The sequence below is a fragment of the Shewanella sp. SM68 genome (assembly GCF_025653925.1).
In the GTDB taxonomy this organism is placed as follows: domain Bacteria; phylum Pseudomonadota; class Gammaproteobacteria; order Enterobacterales; family Shewanellaceae; genus Shewanella; species Shewanella oncorhynchi.
Genome location: NZ_JAKKRU010000001.1, coordinates 513,060 through 538,730 on the forward strand (window position 1 = coordinate 513,060; position 25,671 = coordinate 538,730).

The window sequence follows — 25,671 nt, forward strand, 5'->3', positions numbered from 1 at the left end:
GTGAACGAGCAACTCATTAATCGGACGATGGCGTTTGCAGGCATACTGCAAGCCATTGCCCAAGTTCAACATTTAGCGCGCCATGGCGAATTGGATAATGCCGAGCTCGCAGCGAGCTTAAACACCATTCTCGTCACCAATCCTGACAATACGCCCGATGTCTACCAAGATAAAATCGTATTGCAAAAAGGCTATAAGCTGATCCTGAACCAGCTCGGTGACAGCAGCCAAAAAGATGTTGAAATCACCCGCTATTTAGTGGGCGTGCTTGCCCTAGAGCGTAAACTCGTGCGCTCTAACAGTGGCTTAGGCATGTTGGCTGAACGTATTAATCAAGTGAATCGCCAGCTACATCATTTTGCCATCACAGATGAGCAAGTTGTTGCCAATCTTGCCAGCATTTACAGTGACATCATCAGTAATTTAGGGCCAAAAATCCAAATATCGGGTAATCCTGTGTGTTTGCAGCGCCCTATTGTACAACATAAAATTCGTGCTCTGCTGCTTGCCGCTATACGCAGCGCAGTACTGTGGCGTCAGTTGGGCGGTAAACGTCGACACTTAGTCTTCGCCCGCAAAGCCATAGTCGATACAGCCAAGAAAAGTCTTACCCTATAATAAAATTAGCGTTCATCAAGGAGCTACACATGGATCTTTCCGCACTAACTGCTATCTCTCCGGTAGACGGTCGTTATGGTAGTAAAACCGCGTCATTGAGAGGGATTTTCAGCGAGTTCGGTCTTACCAAGTACCGTGTTCAGGTTGAAATCAATTGGCTAAAACTGTTAGCCGACTGTCTAGACATTAGCGAAGTGCCAACATTGAGCGCGTCAGCTATCGCCGTACTAGATGGCATTAAAGACAATTTCAACGAACAAGATGCGCTGCGTGTTAAGGCTATCGAAAGCACCACTAACCACGATGTAAAAGCGGTTGAATACTTCATTAAAGAAAAAATCGCAGGCAATAGCGAATTAGCCGCAGTGGGTGAGTTTGTTCACTTTGCTTGTACTTCTGAAGATATCAACAACTTAAGCCACGGTTTAATGCTGACTGAAGCCCGTGAGCATGTTTTACTGCCCTACTGCAATGAGTTGCTGACGGCAATTAAAAAGCTGGCGATTGAATATCGCTCTGTGCCATTAATGTCACGTACCCATGGCCAACCCGCGTCACCTTCGACGCTCGGTAAAGAAATGGCGAACGTCGCAGTGCGCCTTGAACGTCAAATCAAACAAATCGCCAATGTTGAAATCATGGGTAAACTGAATGGTGCCGTTGGTAACTACAATGCTCACTTGTCAGCCTATCCTGAAGTTAATTGGCATGAGCTGTCTGAGCGTTTTGTGACTAGCCTTGGCTTGCACTGGAATGCCTACACGACGCAAATCGAGCCACACGATTACATTGCCGAATTGTTTGATGCGGTTGCCCGTTTCAACACTGTGCTGATTGACTTTGACCGTGATATTTGGGGTTACATCGCCCTAGGTCACTTCAAACAACGCACTATCGCCGGTGAAATCGGTTCATCGACTATGCCGCACAAAGTTAACCCCATCGATTTTGAAAACTCTGAAGGTAACTTAGGTATCGCTAACGCACTGATGCAACATTTAGCGTCTAAACTACCGTTATCAAGATGGCAACGTGACTTAACTGACTCGACTGTACTGCGTAACTTAGGTGTGGGTATTGCCCATGCGTTGATCGCGTATCAAGCGACCTTAAAAGGCATCAGCAAGTTAGAAGTTAACGAAGCGCATCTGCGTGATGAGTTAGATCACAACTGGGAAGTGTTAGCAGAACCCGTACAAACGGTAATGCGTCGTTATGGTATTGAAAAGCCATACGAAAAATTAAAAGAACTGACGCGCGGTAAACGTATCGACGCGCAGCAACTGTCAGTGTTTATTGACGGACTTGAATTACCAGACTCAGTGAAAACTGAACTGAAGAAAATGACGCCAGCCAACTACATTGGTCGTGCCGAAACGTTTGTCGACGAACTGAAGTAAGTTATTAATTAAAATTGGCGATTAACTAATATTAAGCTATTGACTGAAATTAGTTATTAACTGAAGTTGGCGACGGACAATACTCTTTCTTAAACAGAAATAAGGATTAAGGCGACCCACATCACCGTGATGTGGTCGCCTTTTTTAACACTATGTATACACTCAATCTCGATATCGCCCAGTTTCTTAGTGAATACTGGCAAAAGAAACCCCTGTTGATCAAAAAAGCATTTCCGCAATTTGAAGATCCTATCAGCGCCGATGAATTAGCAGGCCTTGCCTGTGAAGAAGAAATCTCTTCACGCATCGTCGTCACCAAAGACAATGATTGGGAAGTAGTGCAAGGTCCGTTTGAAGATTACGACAGCTATGGCGAAACCCATTGGCAATTATTAGTGCAAGCCGTCAACCATTGGTACCCAGATTCGCAACCATTAGTTGAAGCGCTGCGTTTTTTACCTGACTGGCGCTTCGATGACTTGATGGCATCATTTGCAACCCCAAGTGGCGGTGTCGGCCCACACGTCGATAACTACGATGTGTTTATCATTCAAGGCGAAGGTGAACGTCGCTGGACTGTGGGTGACAATACCCCGCAACAACGCCGTGGCGGCAATCCAAACTCGCCGCTGGTTGAAGACTTCACACCCATTATCGATGTAGTGTTAGAAAAAGGCGACATGCTTTATATTCCACCTGGTTTCCCACACTGCGGCGAAACCCTAACTGTGGCAATGAGTTACTCTATCGGTTTCCGTGCACCAAGCCAGCAAGAATTAGTCAGTGAAGTCGCCGATTATTTGCTCGACAATAACTTAGGTCAGCAGCGTTTCACATCGCAAACTGAACCGAGTTCAGCGGGTATTGTCAGCCAAGATCATCAAGTGGGCATCATGTCACTCTTGAGTCAGCTGAGCCAAGATCCCAATAGCTACCAAATCGTGTTAGGTAAACTGCTCAGTCAAAACCGTTTCGAACTTGATTTGTGTGAAGGCGAAGAAGCTTACAGCATTGAAGATTTGCAAGATGCCTTCGCCCAAGGTGCTGGCGTCAGCCGTATCGGCGGTTTGAAAGTATTGCGCCTTGAAAATGACGCCACGCCGCGATTATTCATCAATGGTGATGTACACGAACTGCCCCAAACACCGGCAGACGTAATCGCACAGTTGAGCGATAACGTCAGCTTAAACGCCGATGAAGCGACTGAAATATGTCAGCATGAAGAAGTCCAAGCCTTACTGTTGAAACTCATCAATCAAGGTTTCTACTACTTGAGCGACAGCGAAGAATAAGCCCTATCGACTTTGTTCGATGACCTTGTTCTTAACATAGGAAATCAACATAAAAGTCAGTATAAAAAAGGCACTCAACTGAGTGCCTTATTGTTATTTCAATTATCAGTATCAATCGACACAAGTGACTGTATTAACTCAATACTATCTAAATACAATCCTCAACTCATTTGAGTTTAAGCATTCCACAGTTTATCGTCGTTGTGCATACGATATAAACTCTCGGCACGCGATACTAATAGTTGAGCAAATTTAGCCTGAGTGGCATCACGGGTTGCACCCGAACGCACTAAGTTTTCCGCCTGCATTTGCCACATCATAGAGAAATGACGCACGGCATCACGGGCCGTCGTCGCCACTTTCACATCGACAAAATCCGACGGTAAATCACCTGACATCACCCAATAGGTTTTGTTGCTTGGACGCTTTGATTCCATCTTCCAAATCGCCATATAAGGCGCAAGATAACGGCTTTCATCGGCGAGGACTTTGCTTGGTATCACGCCTTTTTCAGCGAGAAAACGATTGGCTTTTTGAAATTGAGTTCTGACCCACTCTTGACGCAGCTTTTCTATTTCTTCAGCTGATAAATTTTGTTGAGTTTGGTCGACAGCTTGTTCAGTCATACTTCCGTCCTATCTTATTGTTATAACGCGAGCCTAATTCTTGGGATCAGTACGCGATTCATTCTATTCGTTACGTTAAATTCAGTACAATCCATTCTTAATCGTAAAACTTACGTTTACGTAAAGTGGAAAGCTAAATTGCCACAAATAATGTATTTATTCGGTCATTATGCATGGTTGAGAGTATCGCTAAATGCTATGGTTCTGCAATAAATATAACAAGCAGTCGATAGAGGCTCACCTCGTCGGCTTTTTCATTGTGTATAGCGGAGAAATTCACGTGGCTGTATTTAATCATGTATCCTTTGACGAACATGAACAGGTTGTATTCTGTCATGATAAAAAAAGTGGCTTAAAGGCCATTGTCGCCATCCATAACACTAACCTTGGTCCTGCCGTGGGTGGATGTAGGATGTGGAACTACCAATCGGATGATGAAGCCCTGACTGACGTATTACGCCTTTCTCGTGGCATGACTTATAAAAATGCCCTAGCAGGTTTAACCATGGGCGGTGGTAAATCCGTGATCATTGCCGATCCGAAAAGACAAGATCGCGAAGCCCTATTCCGCGCCTTTGGCCGTTTGATTAACAGCCTAGGTGGCCGCTACTATTCAGCGGAAGATGTTGGCACTACTACGGCTGATATTATGATCGCCCATGAAGAAACCCCTTATATGGCGGGTCTTGAAGGCAAAAGTGGCGATCCATCACCGTTCACAGCCCTTGGCACTTATTTAGGCATCAAAGCTGCGGTTAAACATAGACTTGGTTTAGACAGCCTTAAAGGCCTTAAAATCGCCGTTCAAGGCGTCGGTCACGTTGGCTATTACCTGTGCAAACACTTGCATAACGAAGGCGCTGAACTGATTGTTACCGACATTCATCAAGCCTCATTAGACAAAGTCGCTACCGACTTTGGTGCCATTGTTGTCGCGCCTCAAGACATCTACGCGCAAGATGTGGATGTGTATGCCCCTTGTGCCCTTGGCGCAACCTTAAACGATGCGACCTTACCGCAACTGAAAGCCAAAATTGTTGCTGGCTGTGCCAATAACCAATTAGCCGAAGTACGCCACGGTGAACAACTGAAAGAAATGGGCATACTTTACGCGCCAGACTATGTGATCAACGCAGGCGGCATTATCAACGTGTCGTTCGAAAAAGATTACGACGCAGCAAAATCGACGGCTAAAGTAGAGGAAATTTACAACACGCTACTGAAAATATTCAGCCAAGCCGATGCGCAGAACCGTACAACCGGCGCCGTGGCTGATGAAATGGCGAAAGCCATTATCGAAGCCGCTAAGCAGTAATTTTTCTACGCGTTTATTATTTTTTATGCCCGTCAAATATTGAAAAAAGCGACCTCTGGTCGCTTTTTTGTTATCTAAAATTTAATCTATCACTAAGCTCATGGTTTAGCCGCGCTTTTAATTTCGACACAGAATATTCATTTAATCACGCTGGAAAACGTCATATTTGTCTGCTTGAATTAGCCTATCAGGTCCCAGCACAGGATAGCGCTATGATCCGTTTCAAATATGATCTCAACCAAGATGTCGTAGAACTGCAAGCCAGCAATTGGAGTGGTTTAGAGCGGGTCTTCGTTAATGGCCAGATGGTGTCGCACAAGCTTAACTTTAAGCCTCAAAGCGAGCATACCATTCAGCTTAAAGACGGCGCACCTTGCAAGTTTGAACTGCTTATCGATCCTCAAACCGATGAACTCATGTGCCGAATTTATAAGCAACATAGACTCGTCGCTAGCCTAAAACAAGGCAAAGAAAATTTATTAGCCAGCCGTCGTTATTTACAGCACTCAGTGATAGCCGTCAGTCTGCTTTGCGTCTTTGCACTTTACTTGAATTAATCAAACCAGTTTAATCCCGCAGAGTGAGGCATAGTGGGTGGGATTAAACTGGGAAAATGATTTAGATAACCACATACAGATAGAAGTAAAAACGGCTAAACCACAGTTTTCCTCCATACCCATTAGATTCAACATTTCAAGCCAAACGGTTGATTTTATTTAATAGTAAAATGAATGTCTGTTGTTCATCTTCACTTAAATTTGACAGAAATTTTTCATTGACCCGCTCAGCTTCGCAGATAAGATCTTGCTCTAATGCTTTGGCTTCATCGGTCAAAAAGATTTGGAAAGCACGCCGATTATCGACTTCTTGATGACGAGTAATAAGACCTTGCACCTGCAACTGATCGAGTAAGCGCGTCATAGTGTAATTTGCCACATCGCAACGCTTAGACAATTCAGTTTGGCTTATGCCCTCTTCTTGCCACAAAGCAAACAGCACAGGCCACAGTTTTATATCGAGTTGATATCGCTTAAGATGCAGATCAAGCTCATTTTGCAGCTCGATATTTAAGTGGGATACAAGATAGCCTAAGCTTTCATGACGATTCAAACAGCACCTCCTACAGCAAAGGTTTAACGCGTTTTCACTTACTCTGCACGCCATCATAGGAACCCAGAGTTAGTTTTAATACTACCACTTAACCCATAATAAACTAGCTTAGACCACAGCAAATTATGCGATTAACCTACGAGCTCATTCCTCATCTAGATCAGATAAATTGAATTCATTCACAAAATTATAGTAACAGGCCCGACCTAATTTGCCCCATAAACCGCGCTCAAGCGGCAAATAAACACTGTCATCGGTGAGCTTCATCTGTTTTATATCGACTTTATGATGCTGTGTTTCAATACTGGTTCTTACATTGAGCAGCGAATGGGGTTGCGCTCGCTCGAAATCGACAATCAGTAAGGGAGCATCTTCAACCCGCACTCGCACCTTCTCCACTGGGGTAATTAAGAAATACTCATCATCGATGCAATGTAAAATACTGGCGAACAACTTAGCAAACTTTGCTGGCAGCGATGTGCCTAGATATGTCCAATCACCCAAGGCGTTAATGTCAAACAATGGGGCTTCACTGCACAATGGCACAACCGAGGTTAGCCTACTATCGGCGGCGAATTGTTTAAGCGTGTGTTGAATACTGTCAGTCATCTTTTCCATCTAGGCCTCCATCATCCATAAAAAAACCAGCCTTGCGGCTGGCTTTAGTGTGACATTCAACACTGGGATATACCAGTGAGGATAATTACGATCTGACTAACGCAATCAAAACGACATAAACACCACTAGATATTTACTAACTCGAGTAAGGCCTCAAGTGGATGCTTTGGCTTGTATCCGGCAAAACGTTTTACCTGACTACGGCACGAATAACCAGACACTAACACTTGCGGCTGCTCAATTTTCGCTAGCGTTTGCTGCCAAGACATATCAAACAAGGCCTTAGAGCGCTCGAGGTTTTCCGCCTCATGGCCGTAGGTTCCCGCCATACCACAACAACCTAAATTGACTGCGGTTAACTTAGCGCCAAAATGGGCAAAGATTTTAGTCCACTCATTGGCGGTATTTGGCTTGGCCGTCGATTCGGTACAATGACTAAACCAAGTATATTGCTTATCTTGCGCAGCTTTTGCAGGTAAATCTTTGATGACATTCAGTAGCCATTCGTTGGCTAACTTGACCTCAAAATTACCGCGATTAGCCCCTAAGACTTCACGGTATTCATCGCGATAACACAAGACTAAAGCAGGATCTATGCCTACCATGGGCATGCCCAGTTTATGAACTTGGTTCAAAAAGTCTGCACTCGACTGCGCCGTTTTAGCAAACTTATCTAAAAATCCCTTGATATGTGTTGGCTTACCATTGGGTTTGTAGGGCAATAACACCGGCTTTAAGCCGAGCTTTTCAATCAATTGGATAAAGCGCAGCACAAGACCTGAATCATAGAAACTGTTAAAGGGATCTTGTACCACCAACACAAACTGCGAGCGCTTCTCTTCTGGAATCGCTTGCAACGCAGCTAAGTCGTAACCGCGGCTTGCATGACCATCGAGTCTTTGCTTCAAAGTCGGCACAGATAACGCAGGCGCATCCACATAACCAATCGCCTGTTTAATCACCCATTGGCTCAATGGATTTTGTGCAACAAAGTTAGTGAGACGCGGTGCCGCAGCCATCAGTGGTAAGCTATCTTCAATCCCTGCAACGAGATAGTCTTTCGCGGGTCTTAAATAGCGTTGATAGTAAATATTGAAGAACTGCGCCCTAAACTTAGGCACATCCACTTTGACCGGACATTGTCCAGAGCAGGCTTTACAGGCTAAACAGCCCTTAAGCGATTCCATCACTTCGTGGGAGTAATCATAATCACGTTTGGCATTAATGGTATTTTGTATGCGCTGCAATATACCAAAAGGTTTCGCTTTTGCGAGGGCATTAACATCAACCCCTTCAGCCTCAAGTAGCCTTAGCCACTCTCTCATGAGCCCTGCACGCCCCTTAGGTGACTGCACTCTGTCACCCGTCACCTTAAACGATGGGCACATGGGCGAATAGCTACTGTAATTAAAACACAGGCCATTACCGTTACAATTCATCACATCGGGGAACGCATCACGCACATCAACGGGGATTTGTCGATCAAACTTACCGCGCTTAGCACTGTCAACATCGTAATAGAGGGCGCCAGTATGCTTAGGCGCCACCAGCTTGCCGGGGTTTAGTCGGTTATCGGGGTCAAACAAACCTTTGATATCTTGCAACACACCGAAAAGTTCATCACCAAAGACAGCTGGACCGTATTCACCGCGCACGCCTTTACCGTGTTCACCCCACATTAGGCCGCCGTATTTAAGCGTCAGTGCCGCGACTTGATCAGAAATGACTCGTAGTAATTTTTCATCTTCAACATCGCACATATCGAGCGCTGGACGAACATGCAACACGCCCGCATCCACATGGCCGAACATACCGTATTGCAGATTATGACCGTCGAGTAACGCGCGAAACTCCATAATGTAATCGGCGAGTTTTTCGGGCGGTACCGCGGTATCTTCTGCAAAGGCGATGGGCTTACGGCGACCTTTAGTGGCGCCGAGTAAACCAACGGCTTTTTTGCGCATGCCATAAATTTTTTCGATACTCGGCTTATCTTGTGTCACTTGGTAACCCAATACACCGCACTCGCCTTTGCTGATCTGCTCAGTTAACACAGCTTCCAAATTCGCGAGCTTTTGCTCAACTTCGACCGTGTCACCTGCAAATTCGACCATATTGAGGCCATCAATAACTTTACCAGGCACTTCTTGGATAAGATCAGCCACCGAATGCCAGACAATATCTTCACGGGCTAAGTTAAGCACTTTTGAATCGACGGTTTCAACCACAGTCGCCCGCGCGGCAACTAAGGATGGCGCATGACGCAATGCCGATTGGAACGAATCGTACTTAATGTTTACCATAGCGCGCTCAGTCGGCAGCGGGGTGAGATTAAGTTTGGCTTCGGTTATCACCGCAAGCGTGCCCTCTGAGCCCGTCAGAATTCGTGATAAATCGAATTGCGTCAGGTTGTCGTTCCACACGTGTTTTAAGTCATAGCCAGTGAGGAAACGATTGAGCTTAGGAAATTGGTTTTCAATCTGAGTACGCTTTTCACGGCAGACCGCCGCCACAGCAGAAATCAATTTCTGCCCCAGCGGATTATCACTGACATTATCGGGGTTACACAGTAGTCCCGCATCTAGGGGATGCGTATCCAGCACACTGCCATCGATCAGCACACTGCGCAGCGCCAGCACGTGATCTGACGTCTTACCATAGACCAGTGAGCCCGCACCCGAGGCATCGGTATTGATCATGCCGCCAATCGTGGCGCGGTTTGAAGTGGATAAATCGGGACTAAAAAAGAATCCATGGGGACGCAATGCATCGTTAAGCGCATCTTTAATCACGCCAGCTTCGACTCGAACCCAACCTTGCTCAGCATTCACTTCGAGCACACGGTTCATGTAACGCGACACATCCAAAATCAAACCATGGGTCAGTGATTGTCCGTTGGTGCCCGTACCACCGCCCCGCGCACTGAAGGTCACGCTGCGAAATGCGTCCGTGGCAGCCAGCGTCAATACAATTTGGATATCCTGCTGATTTTTAGGATATAACACAGCTTGAGGCAAAAATTGATATACAGAGTTGTCCGTTGCTTGCACTAAACGGGCGCTGTAACGTTTGTCTATATCACCGGAATACTCACTTTGCTCCAGTGCATCAAGGTATGCCAAATACACTGGCTCTAATGTTTGTTGATGTGATAGCAGGGGTAGCATAGATGGCTTCTGTCAATTATCGTTATGGCGCCATTATAAACAAAAAAAAGCCGCTAAAAAGCGGCTTTTTTAACAAGTTTATAAAATTACTATCTAGATCAACCGTGCGCTTCGGCTAAATACAACCAAGTATCAATCACAGTATCAGGGTTTAATGACACTGTATCTATGCCTTGTTCTACCAACCAAGCTGCAAAATCAGCGTGATCTGAAGGACCTTGACCACAAATACCTATGTAAGCGCCCTTCGCTTTAGCCGCTTTAATGGCTAATGAAAGTAGCATTTTAACGGCTTCATCACGCTCATCGAATAAATGGCTAATGATACCTGAGTCACGGTCAAGCCCAAGTGTCAGCTGAGTTAAATCGTTTGAGCCGATAGAGAAGCCATCGAAATGCTCAAGGAATTGGTCTGCTAACAGGGCGTTTGAAGGCACTTCACACATCATGATGACACGTAAACCGTCTTTACCACGCTCTAAACCTTGCTCTTTGAGCAAGCCGACCACTTGCTCAGCTTCTTTCACTGTGCGAACGAATGGGATCATGACTTCAACGTTTTTCAGACCCATGTCATTACGAACGCGTTTAATCGCTTCACACTCAAGGGCAAAACAGTCACGGAAGGATTCAGAGATATAACGGCTCGCACCGCGGAAGCCCAGCATTGGGTTCTCTTCTTCTGGCTCGTATCGGTCACCACCAACCAAGTTTGCGTATTCGTTAGACTTAAAGTCTGACATACGTACGATCACTTTCTTCGGATAGAAAGCTGAACCGATAGTCGCAATACCTTCAACCAGACGGGCAATGTAGAACTCAACGGGTGATTCGTAACCAGCAATCATTTCGTTGATTTCAGTTTGCAGCGCTGCATCCTGTTGATTGAATTCGAGCAGTGCCTTTGGATGGATGCCGATCATACGGTTGATGATGAATTCTAAACGCGCTAGACCCACACCTTCGTTTGGCAAACGGGCAAAATCAAATGCACGATCAGGGTTACCCACGTTCATCATGATTTTCATTGGCAATGCAGGCAGAGAGTCAACACGGTTTGAAATCACTTCAAACTCTTGTTTACCTTCGTAGATAAAGCCAGTGTCACCTTCGGCGCAAGAAACAGTCACGATTTGACCATTCTTGATACGGTCAGTCACGTCACCACAACCCACCACCGCTGGCACACCTAATTCGCGGGCGATAATCGCCGCATGACAGGTACGACCGCCACGGTTTGTGACGATAGCACTTGCGCGCTTCATGATAGGTTCCCAATCAGGATCTGTCATGTCTGTCACTAACACATCACCAGGTTGGATTTGATCCATATCGGCGATTGACGTTAATACTTTGGCTACGCCAGTACCCACTTTATGGCCAATAGCGCGACCTTCACAGATCACAGCGCCACGGCTCTTTAAGTGATAACGTTCAATCAATTGCACATCTTCACGGCTACGAACCGTTTCTGGACGCGCTTGAACGATATACAATTTGCCATCGTTGCCGTCTTTTGCCCATTCGATGTCCATTGGACGACCGTAATGTTTTTCGATCACCATGGCTTGTTTGGCTAATTCTTCGACTTCAGCGTCATTGATAGAGAATTGACGACGTTTGTCAGCAGTCACGTCTTCAATTTTGACTTGTTTGCCGTGAGCAGCATCATCTGAATACACCATTTGGATGAGCTTGCTACCGATATTACGGCGCACAACAGCCTTGTGACCTAAGGCTAAAATAGGTTTATGAACATAAAATTCATCTGGGTTTACCGCGCCTTGAACAACCATTTCACCCAGACCAAAAGATGAAGTGATAAACACCACATCGTTATTGCCAGATTCAGTGTCCATAGTGAACATCACACCTGAAGCCGCTTTATCTGAACGAACCATGCGTTGTACGCCAGCAGACAAGGCAACACCGTGGTGCTCATAACCTTGATGCACACGGTAGGAAATAGCGCGATCGTTAAAGAGTGAAGCGTACACATGCTTGATCGCTGTCAGTACGGATTCAAATCCTTTCACGTTTAAGAAGGTTTCTTGCTGACCCGCAAAAGAGGCATCTGGCATATCTTCAGCTGTTGCAGAAGAACGTACCGCGAATGACGCTTCGCTAGTTTCAGCGGCAAGTTTATCGTAAGCTTCACGAATCGCTTGCTCTAATGCTGGTTGAAATGGAGTGTCGATAACCCACTGTCTGATCTGTGCACCTACTTTAGCCAGCGCATTGACATCATCTACATCCAGTGTGGCTAGAATGTCATAAATCTTCTGGTTAACTCCGCTTTGTTCAAGGAACTCGTTGAACGCATGGGAAGTTGTCGCAAATCCGCCAGGTACTTGAACACCGGCATTGGCCAGATTGCTGATCATCTCGCCTAGAGAAGCATTTTTACCGCCAACCAAGTTGACGTCACCCATGCCTAATTCTTGATACCAGAGTACGTATTGCTGCACAGTTCTATCTCCGCAAGTTTATTTCAGTGGCCCCTTCACACGAGGGCAGCGGCATTTTACACTCCTGTCGAACACGCGTAAATCTATAATTTTATTTGTAATTTTATTACTACAAGAGGTCAGTATGGCACCAAAAGTATTCTATATCTCCGACGGGACAGCGATCACAGCTGAAGTTTTTGGTCATGCGGTTCTCTCGCAATTTCCATTAGAATTTGAGTCACTTACGATTCCATTTGTCGAAACTCTGACGAAAGCGGAGCAAGTTAAGCGACAAATTAATGATTGTTTTATTACAACAGGTGAGCGGCCGTTAGTATTCCATTCCATCGTAAAAGCCGAGATCCGCGACATCATCTACTCGAGTGAAGGGGTTGATTATGATTTTTTGAATACTTTTGTGGCCCCACTCGAACAACATTTAGGTGTTTCTGCCTCTCCAGTTGTACATAGAACCCATGGAAAAGCGAATCACGGCTATGAAGCGCGTATTGATGCCATTAATTTCGCCATGGATAACGATGATGGCCAGACCATGAAACATATGGATCAAGCCGATCTGGTTTTACTTGGGGTCTCTCGCTGTGGCAAAACGCCATCGAGCCTGTATTTATCAATGCAGTTCGGTATAAAAGCGGCAAACTACCCTTTCACCGAAGATGATATGGATAACCTTAAGTTACCTGAAGCGCTGAAACGCAATAAGAAAAAACTGTTTGGTTTAACGATTGATCCCGTGCGTTTACATGAAATCCGTCAGAGTCGAATGGAGAATAGCCGCTATTCATCGCTCAAACAGTGCCGCTTAGAAGTCAAAGAAGTGGAAATGCTGTTTAAACGCGAACGCATTCCTTACATAGACACCACTAATCATTCCGTGGAAGAAATTGCCACTAAAATATTAGATGTCACGGGCCTAGAACGGCATATGTTCTAAGCCTAATAAGCCAAAATCAGCAAAAGAAACCGAGTGAATTTAGTCTAAAAGAAACTAACTTAAATCAAATTCATTGCACAGTTGCCGACAATTAACGCAATTGGCACTGTGCAACTCGGTTCGATTCGTTATAATCCGAAGCAATCTGGCGAAAAGCGCCGCACGCAAGCTCGGTATTTTGAATGACCATAAAAACAGACGAACTACGCACTTCCTTATTAGCAAAAGTCATCTCACCTGCGCAACTGGCATCTGAGTTCCCATTAACTCAAGATGCAGCCGATTATCTGGTTCAGCAACGTCGTGAAGTCGAAGCCATCATTATGGGTGAAGACCAACGTCTATTAGTGATCATAGGCCCATGTTCAATCCACGATACTAAAGCGGCATTAGATTATGCTCAACGCTTAGCCGCGTTACACCAGGAATTGAAAGATGACTTGTGTATCTTAATGCGCGTCTATTTTGAAAAACCCCGCACAATTGTCGGTTGGAAAGGATTAATTTCAGATCCCGATCTCGATGGCAGTTTCGAACCAAACAAAGGTTTACGCATTGCCCGCGAGTTGCTGCAACAAATCACTGAATTAAAATTGCCTATCGCCACCGAATTTTTAGATATGGTGAACGGTCAGTACATAGCGGATCTCATTACTTGGGGTGCGATTGGTGCGCGTACTACGGAAAGCCAAGTCCACCGTGAAATGGCTTCAGCACTGTCCTGCCCGGTTGGTTTTAAAAATGGTACTGATGGGAACATCAATATTGCCGTTGATGCAGTGCGTGCCGCACAAGTGCCACATGTTTTCTATTCACCAGATAAAGATGGCGCTATGGCGGTCTATCGCACCCACGGTAACCCGTTTGGCCATATCATCCTACGTGGTGGTAAAAAACCTAATTATCACGCACAAGATATCGAAGAAGCGCGTCAACAGCTTGCATCTGTTGGGGTAACTCAACGTATGGTTATCGATTTCAGCCACGGAAACAGTGAGAAGAACCATCTCAAACAACTGATGGTCGCCGATGAAATTATGACTCAAATGCGTGCTGGCAGCACTGCCATCGCAGGTATAATGGCTGAAAGCTTCTTACAAGAAGGTAATCAAAAAGTCGTTGAAGGCCAGCCACTCTGTTATGGCCAAAGTATCACAGACGCCTGCTTACATTGGGACGACTCTGAAATTCTGCTACGTAAGCTCGCAGCGGCTTCCCGCGAAAGAAAAGCACTGTTAACCAAATAAATCTGAAGTAAAATAAATCGTCCAATAAAAAACCGATCTCATTTCGGTTTTTTTATTGGAAGCATGACATTATCCTCAGTCATATGCCTACTGCACCTTAAAGCCTGTAGTTTTCTATCTTTAACCACCATAAATCTTTATAATTCGAGCTTATTTTGCTGCATTACCTTAGGTTGCTGTATGTCGCTTACCCCCATGTCCACAAACACCGAAAATACCTCACGAATCGAAGCCGCTGAAACACCCTTTCCTGACGCGATTCAAACTCGAATTGATTCCTCAGAAGCGCGCGTGATTAAAGCAGTATTCCCCTCAATCACCAACCATCACAATACGTTATTTGGTGGCGAAGCTTTAGCGTGGATGGATGAAACAGCCTTTATTGCGGCAACTCGTTTCTGCCGTAAAACCTTAGTCACAGTGAGTTCCGATAGAATTGATTTTAAAAAGCCTATCCCAGCTGGCACACTAGCCGAACTCATCGCTCGTGTGATCCATGTAGGTAATACGTCATTAAAAGTTGAAGTCAACATCTATGTCGAAGACATGTATCAAGACCATCGAGAGCATGCCATACGTGGTGTGTTCACCTTTGTTGCGGTTGACGAACAACGAAATCCTACAAAAGTGTGGACATATGGGTAGTTTTTAGACGATTTTAAAGTATAGGTTAGCCCGTACTTTCGGGCTTTCAATTGAAACTATACTGTCCATCTTTTTCCCTGTAAAACACCGACCAAAGTCTAACAACCAGAAACATATCAAAATTTTGTCCTTATTCCTGAATAAAGCAATAGGATCCTTGATTACTTTTCTGTTACATTGAGTTCAATCTTCACGCGCACCGAACATAATCATAAAAGCCATGAAGCTAGAAAACTTAAATATTATTATCGCAGACGATCATCCATTGTTCAGAAATGCACTACGTCAAGCGCTGACCAGCGCTTTCGAGCATGCACAGTGGTTTGAAGCCGACAGTGCTGACGCACTGCAATCTGTATTGGATGTTCGAAGCATCGATTACGATCTTGTACTGTTAGATCTGCAGATGCCGGGGTCCCACGGCTACTCCACACTTATCCACCTACGCTCACATTATCCTGAGTTACCCGTTGTGGTGATTTCAGCCCACGAGGATATCAATACCATTAGCCGTGCGATTCATTATGGCAGCAGTGGTTTTATTCCTAAATCAGCTTCAATGGAAACCCTAAAAGAGGCGCTAAGTGCGGTGTTATTCGGTGATATTTGGTTGCCTAAAGGCACTGAGATTATTGCTATCAATGACGATGCCATTGATAAAATGGCCAGCAAGTTATCCGATCTCACGCCGCAACAATATAAAGTGTTGCAGATGTTTGCCGAAGGGTTATTAAATAAACAAATAGCCTACGATCTTGGCGTGTCTGAGGCGACCATCAAGGCGCACGCTACCGCCATATTTAGAAAACTTGGCGTTCGCAACCGCACTCAAGCAGTTATTGCCCTTGCGCAACTCGAGATGGATAAAGTCGATTTATCTTAATCGCTAAACCCATAAAAAATGCCGCTTATATTAGCGGCATTTTTTATATCAGTAAATCATTGCCAATTAACGCATTGGCAGATTTTTATCGGCAAACATTTCATCTATGAGCTGTTGATCCCGTAAAGCTACGGCTTTCTCCACCACATCACGGGTTAAATGCGGCGCAAAGTGCTGAATAAAATCATACATATAACTGCGCAAGAAACTGCCCTTCCTAAAACCAATTTTAGTCGTACTGTGGGCAAACAAATGACCAGCATCAATAGCGACTAAATCTTTATCAACATTTGGATCAATGGCCATAGACGCGATGACACCCACGCCTAATCCTAAACGAACATAGGTTTTAAGCACATCGGCACTGGTCGCACTAAAGACAACACGCGGCTCTAAATTTGCCCGATTGAACGCTTTCTCAATTTCAGAAGCACGATCAAAACCAAAGACATAGGTCACTAAGGGGAAACGGGCTAAATCTTCGATACTAATCAAGCTGCCTTGATTGCGGGTCGCAAGAGGATGGTCTTTGGGCACAACGATAGAGCGGTTCCAGTGGTAACAAGGCAACATGATCAGATCTGAATATAAATGCATTGCTTCGGTCGCAATGGCAAAATCTGCATCACCGCGAGCCGCCTGTTCGCTGATCTGCGACGGTGTCCCTTGGTGCATATGCAAGTTCACTTTAGGATAGCGATCAATAAACTGACGAATTATCGTCGGTAATGCATAGCGTGCCTGAGTATCTGTTGTGGAAATATTTAACTCACCTTGATCTGGCTTAGTATATTCTTCAGACACTTTTTTGATACTTTCAACTTTACCTAAAATATCATTGGCAATGCTGATCACTTGCAAACCCGCAGGTGTGACATGGGTTAAATGCTTACCGCTACGACCAAATATTTGGATCCCCAACTCATCTTCAAGCATACGAACTTGTTTACTGATCCCAGGTTGAGAGGTATACAAGTTTTCAGCTGTCGCCGATACATTGAGGTTATGTTTTACGACCTCAGCAATATACCTGAGTTGTTGCAGTTTCATCTTATTTCCTTGTCTCAAACACGCAAAATGCCATTAACAACTGAGCCCTCAAAGCACTCTCAGCTATAATCAATCGTTATAGTATATAGTAAAAATTAAATCAAATAGGAATATAGAGCACAAGTCTACAGATTCATACGACAGAAATGATAACCTAGGCTAAGATAACTATGCTAGTTTATTGATTTATTGTAGCATTAGCTCAATTGGATAAATAATGGAACATCTATGTCATTCACCTTGGTTCTGATCCTCATCGGTGCGCTTTTACTGCTTGTTATCGGAATTAACGTATTACAGCAACAAAAAGAACGTGTAGAGGCTGAGCGTCGCATTGAATTTGCCCGTCAAAGAGCAATTATCGATGAAACTGAAACTGTGTTATCAAACACAGGAATGATGCCTTGTAGCACGAATATAGTATTGGTTTTGTACCGGCGTGTACAAGATGCCTTGCAGTCTGCAACAGCGATCAGTAATGGCCAACAACAGTCTGACTACCAACGTCGCTTAGCCGATATTAATAATCAAATAACAAGCTTACAGTCTGGACAACCTCAAACTCCTCCAATTGAGAATTTCAGACTACCCGATAATGACAAACAAATTTTAGCGCTTGTTCAAACCTTAAAAAAATTAAAGGCGATACTCAGAGCCGAGCATAATAAAGGTAAAGTCGATCCGAGCATTTTTGCTCAAGAAGAAAGCCGCATCGACAGTTTACAGCTCAGAATTAATGTCGATTCTATGCTTTCTCGTGCCCGCGCGGCCAGTTTTATGAAGCAATATGGCTCATCAAAACAAATGGTAACCAAAGCCCTATCAACATTACACGCCATTAAGGCACAAACGCCTAATGATCCCTTCATTGGGCGTAAAGTCGATGAGGCTAAACAATTACTTGATGAGATTATGGGTGCACAGAAACAATCTGAGCCCAGTGCGCCTAGACCTAAAAATGAAGAAGATGATATCGATATGCTGTTTCAACCTAAAAAGAAATGGTGATCAGTCTCTATTTGCTTACCGTTAAGTTGAATTAGCGACACATTTGCCACTCATGCTACCGCGTCATTGTGAGTCAGTTTGTATCTGTACGTGTAAAGTACTTAACATGTTTGAATTATTATCTATAGCAACAAATTAATATCTATAGCAACAAATTAATATCGAAAAAACACAAACAAAAAAGCCAAGTCATATTTGACTTGGCTTTTTGTTGTTCTCTTAGCGTTAAGCTAGCTTAATCCGTCGCTATGCGCCTTTCTTGGCCTTCTTGGTAGATTCACTCACCCACTTACCATTGACGTAATGCGCAGACCAACCCGTGGCTTTACCATCGACTTCAGTCGCAACGTATTGCTCTTTCGTCTTACGGCTAAACTTCACCGCAGCCTTATTGCCTTCATCATCAGTGACTGGCGCATCCGCTAAATACTGATACTTAGGCCATAGCAGGTCACGGTATTGAACCAGCTCCTCAACCAGAGGTGCACGGGTTTCACGTGATTTAGGGAAAGTACTGGCCGCTAAGAAGATACCCGCTGCACCATCACGTAATACGAAATGGGCATCCGATTTACTGCATTTCAGTTCGGGTAAATAAATAGGATCTTCTTTTGGCGGCGCCGCCTCACCATTTTTCAACAGTTTACGAGTATTTTTACATTCCTCGTTAGTACAACCGAAATACTTACCAAAACGACCATTTTTCAGTTCCATATCGTGACCACAGCGATCACACTCAATCAGTGGACCTTCATAGCCTTTGATCTTGAATTGGCCTTCTTCGACTTCATAGCCTTCACAGATTGGATTGTTACCGCAGACGTGTAACTTACGCTTCTCATCGATCAGGTAACTGTCCATTGCCGTGCCACAAATACTACAACGGTGCTTCGCACGCAGTGCATCTGTTTCGGCATCTTCACTGTTTTCGCTAATCGCCTCAACGCCAGGCGTGAGGTTCATCGTCGTCTTACAGCGTTCTTTAGGGGGCAATTCATAACCAGAGCAACCAAGGAAAACCCCAGTCGTTCCAGTGCGGATCCCCATAGGACGACCACAAGTTGGGCACTTGATATCCGTCATCACCATTTGGTTAAGACGCATGCCACCTTCTTCAGGATCCAGCTCCGCTTTTTCTAATTGCTTGGTAAAGTCAGCATAGAAACCATCGAGTACTTTTTTCCAGTCTAACTCACCCCGAGCCACATCATCTAATGTTTGCTCCATGCTGGCGGTAAAGTCATAGCTCATCAAATCAGCAAAACTGCTCACCAATCGTTCGCTGACAATTTCACCCATTTTTTCGGCATAGAAACGACGATTTTCGACTTTTACATAACCACGATCTTGAATCGTTGAAATGATGGTTGCGTAGGTTGATGGGCGGCCAATACCGCGTTTTTCTAATTCTTTTACTAAAGAAGCTTCGCTGTATCGTGCTGGCGGCTTAGTAAAATGTTGTTTAGGCTGCAATTCTTTTAATGCTAATACATCGCCCTGTGCCACGAATGGTAACGTATTGTCTTCTTCGTTTTTCTTCTTAAGCGCTGTTTGTACGCGAGTCCAACCATCAAAACGTAAGGTACGTCCCGTGGCTTTGAGCTCATAATCACCCGCTTTTACGGTCAACTTAGTGGCATCATATTGTGCAGGTGTCATTTGACATGAGACAAACTGGCGCCAAATAAGCTCATATAAGCGCTGAGCGTCACGCTCCATGTCAGATAAAGTCGCTGCTTGCACTTGAACGTTTGATGGGCGAATCGCTTCGTGAGCTTCTTGTGCGCCTTCTTTTGATCCGTATCGAATCGGTTCGGCGGGTAGATACTTATCACCAAATTCTTTGGCAATCATATCGCGCAAGTTTTCAACGGCTTCTTGACTCAAATTGGTCGAGTCAGTACGCATATAAGTGATATGACCGGCTTCGTAAAGTCGCTGAGCCATCATCATGGTCTTCTTCACACCAAAACCTAAGCGTGTACTCGCGGCCTGTTGCAATGTCGACGTAATAAAGGGAGCAGATGGTTTACTTTGAGTCGCTTTATCTTCGCGGGCCAGCACAGTAAAACTTGCCGCAGATAACGCTTGAACCGCAGCCATCGCTTGCTGTTCATTGATAGGATTAAAAGCAGCATCTAGATGCTTAACCACTTCCATCCGCAAAGCTTCTTGAGCGGGCGTATTGAGTTCTGCGTGTACATCCCAAAATTCTTCAGGCACAAAGGTTTTGATTTCGCTTTCGCGTTCGACCACTAAACGCACGGCAACCGACTGCACTCGCCCAGCGGATAAACCGCGAGCAACTTTTTTCCACAGCAGAGGCGACACCATAAAACCGACAACTCTATCTAAGAAGCGGCGGGCTTGTTGGGCATTCACCATGTTAGTGTCGAGTGTCGACGGTTTACTAAAAGCATCTTGAATCGCAGACTTAGTAATTTCGTTGAAAACAACACGTTGATACCGTGAAGGATCACCACCAATCACCTCTTGCAAATGCCAGGCGATAGCTTCTCCCTCACGGTCTAAGTCGGTTGCGAGATAGATTTGGTCAGCAGAATCGGCAAGTGCCTGTAACTCTTTAACGACTTTTTCTTTACCCGGCAAAATTTGGTACTTAGCCGCCCAGCCCTTTTCAGGGTTTACGCCCATACGAGACACTAGCGCTTGCTGATCTTTCACCTTTTTATATTGAGCTTTTTCTTCTGGCGACATCTTCTTAACTTCGGCAGCGGATTTAACCTTTTCATTGCCTTCTGAAGTCGATGATGTCGGCAGATCACGGATGTGACCTACGCTCGATTTAACGATGAATTCTTTGCCAAGATATTTATTAATAGTCTTAGCTTTGGCCGGTGATTCGACAATAACTAGCGATTTACCCATAGTTTAATTTGCGCCAAAAAATCTCAAGAAGGTGGAAATTGGCACCATATATAGAGGGTTGTACTGATAGTTTCAAGTTAATCCCTCTTTTATATGTACCAGCGAGTCACTTTTTAATCAAAGTTGAAAAAATGTAAAAATATAATATGCGTAATTAAAAACTAATATTTCATTATTTGCCAGCAAGCAAGAAATAGTTATGCATTTATCGTGAAAAAGTCGCTTTGAGCACAAAACCGTCCGCTTGTGCACTCGAAAAGCTTCAGTATACTGGGTTCCCTCAGGGACCATATGAACAAATAATAACTTTCCCTATCACAAGGATAAGCAATGAAGCACTTTGAAGCGAATTTTGATGGACTCGTTGGACCAACACACAATTACGCAGGGTTGTCTTTTGGCAATGTCGCCTCACTTAGCAATGCCGCCTTAGTTTCCAACCCCAAAGCTGCTGCAAAACAAGGACTCCAAAAAGCCAAAGCACTAGCCGATATGGGCATGGTTCAAGGAATATTAGCTCCTCAAGAGCGCCCAGACCTCTATACATTGCGCCGAATTGGATTTTCTGGCTCTGATGCTAATGTATTAAAACAAGCGGCAAAAGAAGCGCCCATATTACTTAATGCCTGTTGCAGTGCTTCCAGTATGTGGACAGCCAATGCCGCTACAGTCTCACCAAGTGCAGATACACGTGACGGCAAACTGCATTTTACCCCAGCAAATTTAGTCGATAAACTTCATCGCAGCATCGAACCTTTGACAACGGGGCGCATATTAACAGCAACTTTCAGTGATCCCCACTATTTTCATCACCATAGTCACTTACCTGAGCATAATAGCTTCGGTGATGAAGGTGCCGCAAACCACACTCGTCTCTGCAATGAATACGGCCATGCTGGTGTTGAGCTGTTTGTTTATGGACAAGAAGCCACCAATCCCAACGCACCTAAACCGCAAAAATATCCAGCAAGACAAACCTTAGAAGCGTCGATGGCAGTCGCACGCTTACATCAACTGGAAGACGATAATTGCGTCTTTATCCAACAGAATCCTGATGTGATTGATCAAGGTGTATTCCATAACGATGTTATCGCAGTAGGTAATCAAAATGTCCTGTTCTACCACGAACAAGCCTTCTTAAATACCCAGAATAAGATCGATGAAATTAAACGTAAACTCGACACTGAGCTGTATTTCATTGAAGTGCCAACCGCGAAAGTAGCAATTAACGACGCAGTCAAAAGCTATTTATTCAATACTCAAATTATTACGTTGCCATCCGGTGAAATGGCAATTATTGCCCCAACAGATTGCCAAGAAAATCCCGCGGTATTTGCCTATTTGAACGAATTACTCACGTTAAACACACCGATTAAGCAAGTGCTTTATTTCGACGTAAAACAAAGCATGCAAAACGGTGGCGGCCCTGCCTGTCTTCGTTTACGTGTCGCCATGAATGAAGTGGAAGTCGCAGCGGTAAATCAACACACTCTGATGAATGATGCTTTATTTACTCGTTTAAACCTTTGGGTAGACAAACATTACCGTGACAGATTAACCACCCAAGATCTTGCAGACCCTCAGCTAATCATCGAATCTCGAACAGCTCTGGATGAACTGACACAGATTATGAAACTAGGCAGCGTGTATCAGTTCCAGCGTTAATGAATAAATATAATTCCAAAGACTAGACACTAAAAAGCGCACAATTAAGTGCGCTTTTTATTTATATTGTGACCCGTCCTAAATAGCGTTGACACTGGCTAATATTTTTACTTCATACACATCATGGCTAGTGAATAACAACTGGGATCGTTGCAATCTGCGTCAAAACACCTTTTTTAGTCAGTGCTTCAATCACTAATGATCCTGCATCTGGTTGGTCAGCACCTTTTATAAGAACGCTATACTTTCCTGCCCCGTTATCATTTGAAGATGCGACAGTGAAAGAGCCTTTACTTGCTAAGCTACCAGCTGAGGGGGTAAACGTAATAACTGTTCCTGAAGGTAATGGCTGATTATGTAAATCACCAATAATGATAGTAACTCCCCCAGTTGATTTACCTATAATATCAATTGTATTGTTATCGTTGAGGCCATCACATACATCAGCTTTAGTTTTATCATCTACACAACTATCCGTAATAAGAGGAATTGAAGCCATCGCATCACTACCAGACATAACCAAAACTAATGAAGCACGTACATTCAGCGAAGTGTTACCCGCTGCACAGCCTGCATGTTTACTGCCATTAGCATCTAATTGGCACAAACTACCATTGTATAAACCATCTGCTTGGTCATAAACGCCATTACTATTAAAATCAGTAAACACTTCAGCATCCCCTCCCTCTTCACCACCTGCTACACTTGGGTTAAAAATACGGTCTTCATTATGGTCGACAAACGCTTCACTTAAGTCATACGGATTACCCGATACATCCTTTTTACTTAAAAAATTAGCTACTTCAGATGCGTCAAAACGTCCATTACTATTAGTATCGGGGAAAGATTCTTCACCGATAGCCGTCGCTAAAATCGTCACGCGCCCGCCATAAGGTTGACCCAATTCCGCATCTAACGAAGGTTCTTTACCTTGCATGGCTAACGTATCACCAGTAGGGCGAGGATTTTGACTTGTCCATTTGACCGAACAAGCACCATTAATTGTCTGACACGAAGACGCTATCACACCGCCTTCTGTGGTAAAGGAAACAGCTGTGCCATCGGGTACAGGGTTGTTGAATGCATCAGCCAATCGTGCCGTCACATCAACCTCAATGCCATCGTAGTCCCAACCTTCAGGGCTTAGGTTTGATGCCGATAAAGAAAAGCTATCTTGGTCAGGTAAACCTGTCGAAATAACTAATTGATTCGATTGACTCGATATTGCTGGCGTACTGCCAGCAACCACTGCAGTAACCCTTACACTTGTTGATACTGAGCCCGAATTAACTACCGTTTGAACAACTCCCTGACCATTTGTAGTAGCAAACTCAGGATCAAGAGTGATATTGCCAACTTCAGTATTGAGCGAAAAATTCACACGTTGATTACTAACCGGAATACCATTTTTATCCATTACTTTAAATTTCACGGTTGAGGCTTCTGCCCCACCAGTTCCCTTAAGCCTAATGACTTCAGGTACTGCCTCTAGGAAAAAGATACTGCCGACACTTGCAGGTAAGACATTTACCGTCGCCTTGGCGGTTAGAGATTTTCCACCAACATTTGCGCTTATATTTATAGCATCGTCCCCCACACAACCTTTTGCTAAGTAGGTGCTGGTTGCAATACCATTAACCGCAACTACTGGCGTGCTTAATTCGGCTTCAGCATTCGCCTTCAAAGCACAAACAGAGGTGAATTGTACTTCAACTGGATCTGCAAATGGATTTCCAGCGTCATCCTGAATAGCTACAGAGACACTTGAAGTCCCACCCGCTGAAACAACCGAAGGCTCAACAGATGCAACACCATTTTGAAATGGAGAACCACTCCCCATAAATACATTAGTCGCACCGATACTAAACACTAGTGGTTCCGATTTTTCTCCCGTTAGTAACGTTGCTGTCGCACTACCTGCACCTGGCTGGGTACCTGCTAAAATTTGAACATAAGCAACACCTTGTTCTGTAACAGCGGTATCAATGGGTAATTCACCGCGCGTACTGGAAAATTGCACAATTGTTTGCTTGGAAATACCTGTAACATTAGCAATAAGATAACCAGGTGAAAGAGATGTTATTGTTGATATAGGTGTTTTTGACTCAAGATCACTCACCATTACTAAAGCCACCTGTGCACCTCCAGTTGATGCACCACCATCACCTTTGGTATTGAAAGAAATATCAGCAGTAACTGTGCTTCCACTTGCAGATGTGTAAGTGGCGGTAATTTTACCTGAACCTAATTTGTTTCCAGGTAAGACATTAATAAACACTTTACCATCTGCATTAGTGACACCACTATCTGGAGTTAGAGCTCCTTGTCCATCTATACTGAAGACTATTCGCGCACCAGCAAGAGCACTCGCATTCTTAGTTAAAGTCGCATTCAACTTTCCAGGGATAGCATTCGAAATTTCTGTTATTGCCTGTCCATCTGAATTAACTAATTCTAATTTAACAACAAATTTATCAGATGGCGGAGTACCGGAACCATCATCAGAGATACTGCCTCCACCACCACATGCTAATAATAAAAGCGAACACAATCCTGCGAGAAAAACCTTATACGCTGACTTCATTGTCAGGCTCCCTGTTACTCTGATGATAATACCTAAGCGAGACGCTTATTACTTATAGGCTAACATTACACAATTTTCACGAAACTTTCCCATAACTATCTTATTTTATTTCGCAAATCTGATAAATACTTTAACATTAATTGTCATTT

General features: G+C 44.3%; 19 protein-coding genes. 11 read left to right on the forward strand and 8 right to left on the reverse strand.

Features of this window, described 5'->3' with window-relative positions; all coding sequences use genetic code 11:
- The 3 genes from hflD (at position 1) to L5M40_RS02195 (ending at position 3,310) form a co-directional block, all read left to right on the forward strand.
- Positions 1-618 carry a high frequency lysogenization protein HflD gene (hflD, locus tag L5M40_RS02185; RefSeq protein ID WP_028759733.1) on the forward strand — a complete coding sequence of 206 codons (618 nt, stop codon included), beginning with the start codon at positions 1-3 and terminating at the stop codon, positions 616-618.
- Positions 619-647: 29 nt separating this feature from the next.
- The gene (purB, locus tag L5M40_RS02190; protein ID WP_263176752.1) at positions 648-2,018 is read left to right on the forward strand and encodes an adenylosuccinate lyase; all 1,371 of its coding nucleotides are present in this window, start codon (positions 648-650) and stop codon (positions 2,016-2,018) included.
- A gap of 152 nt (positions 2,019-2,170) precedes the next feature.
- Positions 2,171-3,310: a cupin domain-containing protein gene (locus tag L5M40_RS02195; protein WP_014610719.1), complete on the forward strand. Its 1,140-nt coding sequence runs from the start codon at positions 2,171-2,173 to the stop codon at positions 3,308-3,310.
- A 176-nt stretch (positions 3,311-3,486) separates the two neighbouring features.
- Here L5M40_RS02195 and L5M40_RS02200 read toward each other — a convergent pair whose 3' ends face one another.
- Positions 3,487-3,936, reverse strand: a complete 450-nt coding sequence (locus L5M40_RS02200; RefSeq protein WP_263176753.1) for a DUF4826 family protein — start codon at positions 3,934-3,936, stop codon at positions 3,487-3,489.
- Between the two features lie 280 nt (positions 3,937-4,216).
- Between L5M40_RS02200 and L5M40_RS02205 the strand changes: the two genes are divergently transcribed.
- On the forward strand, positions 4,217-5,251 hold the full coding sequence (locus L5M40_RS02205; protein WP_263176754.1) for a Glu/Leu/Phe/Val dehydrogenase dimerization domain-containing protein: 1,035 nt from the start codon (positions 4,217-4,219) through the stop codon (positions 5,249-5,251).
- 212 nt (positions 5,252-5,463) lie between these two features.
- Positions 5,464-5,808 carry a hypothetical protein gene (locus tag L5M40_RS02210; RefSeq protein ID WP_011789104.1) on the forward strand — a complete coding sequence of 115 codons (345 nt, stop codon included), beginning with the start codon at positions 5,464-5,466 and terminating at the stop codon, positions 5,806-5,808.
- A gap of 136 nt (positions 5,809-5,944) precedes the next feature.
- On the opposite strand, the gene L5M40_RS02215 is transcribed toward L5M40_RS02210, so the two are convergent.
- The 4 genes from L5M40_RS02215 to ppsA all read right to left on the reverse strand — a co-directional run bounded on the left by L5M40_RS02215 (position 5,945) and on the right by ppsA (position 12,614).
- Complete coding sequence (locus L5M40_RS02215) at positions 5,945-6,361, reverse strand: MarR family winged helix-turn-helix transcriptional regulator (RefSeq protein WP_028759729.1); 417 nt, start codon at positions 6,359-6,361, stop codon at positions 5,945-5,947.
- Positions 6,362-6,505: 144 nt separating this feature from the next.
- Positions 6,506-6,979, reverse strand: a complete 474-nt coding sequence (locus tag L5M40_RS02220; RefSeq protein WP_219235230.1) for a DUF1285 domain-containing protein — start codon at positions 6,977-6,979, stop codon at positions 6,506-6,508.
- 125 nt (positions 6,980-7,104) lie between these two features.
- Positions 7,105-10,146 (reverse strand): FAD-binding and (Fe-S)-binding domain-containing protein, encoded by a 3,042-nt coding sequence (locus L5M40_RS02225; RefSeq protein ID WP_263176755.1) that lies wholly within the window; start codon positions 10,144-10,146, stop codon positions 7,105-7,107.
- Positions 10,147-10,244: 98 nt separating this feature from the next.
- Positions 10,245-12,614, reverse strand: a complete 2,370-nt coding sequence (ppsA, locus tag L5M40_RS02230) for a phosphoenolpyruvate synthase (protein WP_028759726.1) — start codon at positions 12,612-12,614, stop codon at positions 10,245-10,247.
- A 124-nt stretch (positions 12,615-12,738) separates the two neighbouring features.
- Between ppsA and L5M40_RS02235 the strand changes: the two genes are divergently transcribed.
- The 4 genes from L5M40_RS02235 (at position 12,739) to L5M40_RS02250 (ending at position 16,326) form a co-directional block, all read left to right on the forward strand.
- On the forward strand, positions 12,739-13,551 hold the full coding sequence (locus L5M40_RS02235) for a pyruvate, water dikinase regulatory protein (RefSeq protein WP_028759725.1): 813 nt from the start codon (positions 12,739-12,741) through the stop codon (positions 13,549-13,551).
- A gap of 182 nt (positions 13,552-13,733) precedes the next feature.
- Complete coding sequence (locus L5M40_RS02240) at positions 13,734-14,798, forward strand: 3-deoxy-7-phosphoheptulonate synthase (RefSeq protein WP_028759724.1); 1,065 nt, start codon at positions 13,734-13,736, stop codon at positions 14,796-14,798.
- A 180-nt stretch (positions 14,799-14,978) separates the two neighbouring features.
- Positions 14,979-15,443, forward strand: a complete 465-nt coding sequence (locus L5M40_RS02245; protein ID WP_168825401.1) for an acyl-CoA thioesterase — start codon at positions 14,979-14,981, stop codon at positions 15,441-15,443.
- Between the two features lie 220 nt (positions 15,444-15,663).
- Complete coding sequence (locus L5M40_RS02250) at positions 15,664-16,326, forward strand: response regulator transcription factor (protein ID WP_263148394.1); 663 nt, start codon at positions 15,664-15,666, stop codon at positions 16,324-16,326.
- A 66-nt stretch (positions 16,327-16,392) separates the two neighbouring features.
- Here L5M40_RS02250 and cysB read toward each other — a convergent pair whose 3' ends face one another.
- Positions 16,393-17,376 (reverse strand): HTH-type transcriptional regulator CysB, encoded by a 984-nt coding sequence (gene cysB, locus L5M40_RS02255; RefSeq protein WP_028759721.1) that lies wholly within the window; start codon positions 17,374-17,376, stop codon positions 16,393-16,395.
- A 228-nt stretch (positions 17,377-17,604) separates the two neighbouring features.
- Between cysB and zomB the strand changes: the two genes are divergently transcribed.
- Complete coding sequence (gene zomB / locus L5M40_RS02260) at positions 17,605-18,384, forward strand: flagellar motor control protein ZomB (RefSeq protein WP_028759720.1); 780 nt, start codon at positions 17,605-17,607, stop codon at positions 18,382-18,384.
- A 246-nt stretch (positions 18,385-18,630) separates the two neighbouring features.
- On the opposite strand, the gene topA is transcribed toward zomB, so the two are convergent.
- On the reverse strand, positions 18,631-21,273 hold the full coding sequence (gene topA / locus L5M40_RS02265; RefSeq protein WP_263256214.1) for a type I DNA topoisomerase: 2,643 nt from the start codon (positions 21,271-21,273) through the stop codon (positions 18,631-18,633).
- A 330-nt stretch (positions 21,274-21,603) separates the two neighbouring features.
- On the opposite strand from topA, the gene astB reads away from it, so the two are divergent.
- Complete coding sequence (gene astB, locus L5M40_RS02270) at positions 21,604-22,938, forward strand: N-succinylarginine dihydrolase (RefSeq protein ID WP_131523320.1); 1,335 nt, start codon at positions 21,604-21,606, stop codon at positions 22,936-22,938.
- 127 nt (positions 22,939-23,065) lie between these two features.
- Here astB and L5M40_RS02275 read toward each other — a convergent pair whose 3' ends face one another.
- Positions 23,066-25,522 carry a hypothetical protein gene (locus L5M40_RS02275; RefSeq protein ID WP_263176756.1) on the reverse strand — a complete coding sequence of 819 codons (2,457 nt, stop codon included), beginning with the start codon at positions 25,520-25,522 and terminating at the stop codon, positions 23,066-23,068.
- Positions 25,523-25,671: the final 149 nt, after the last annotated feature.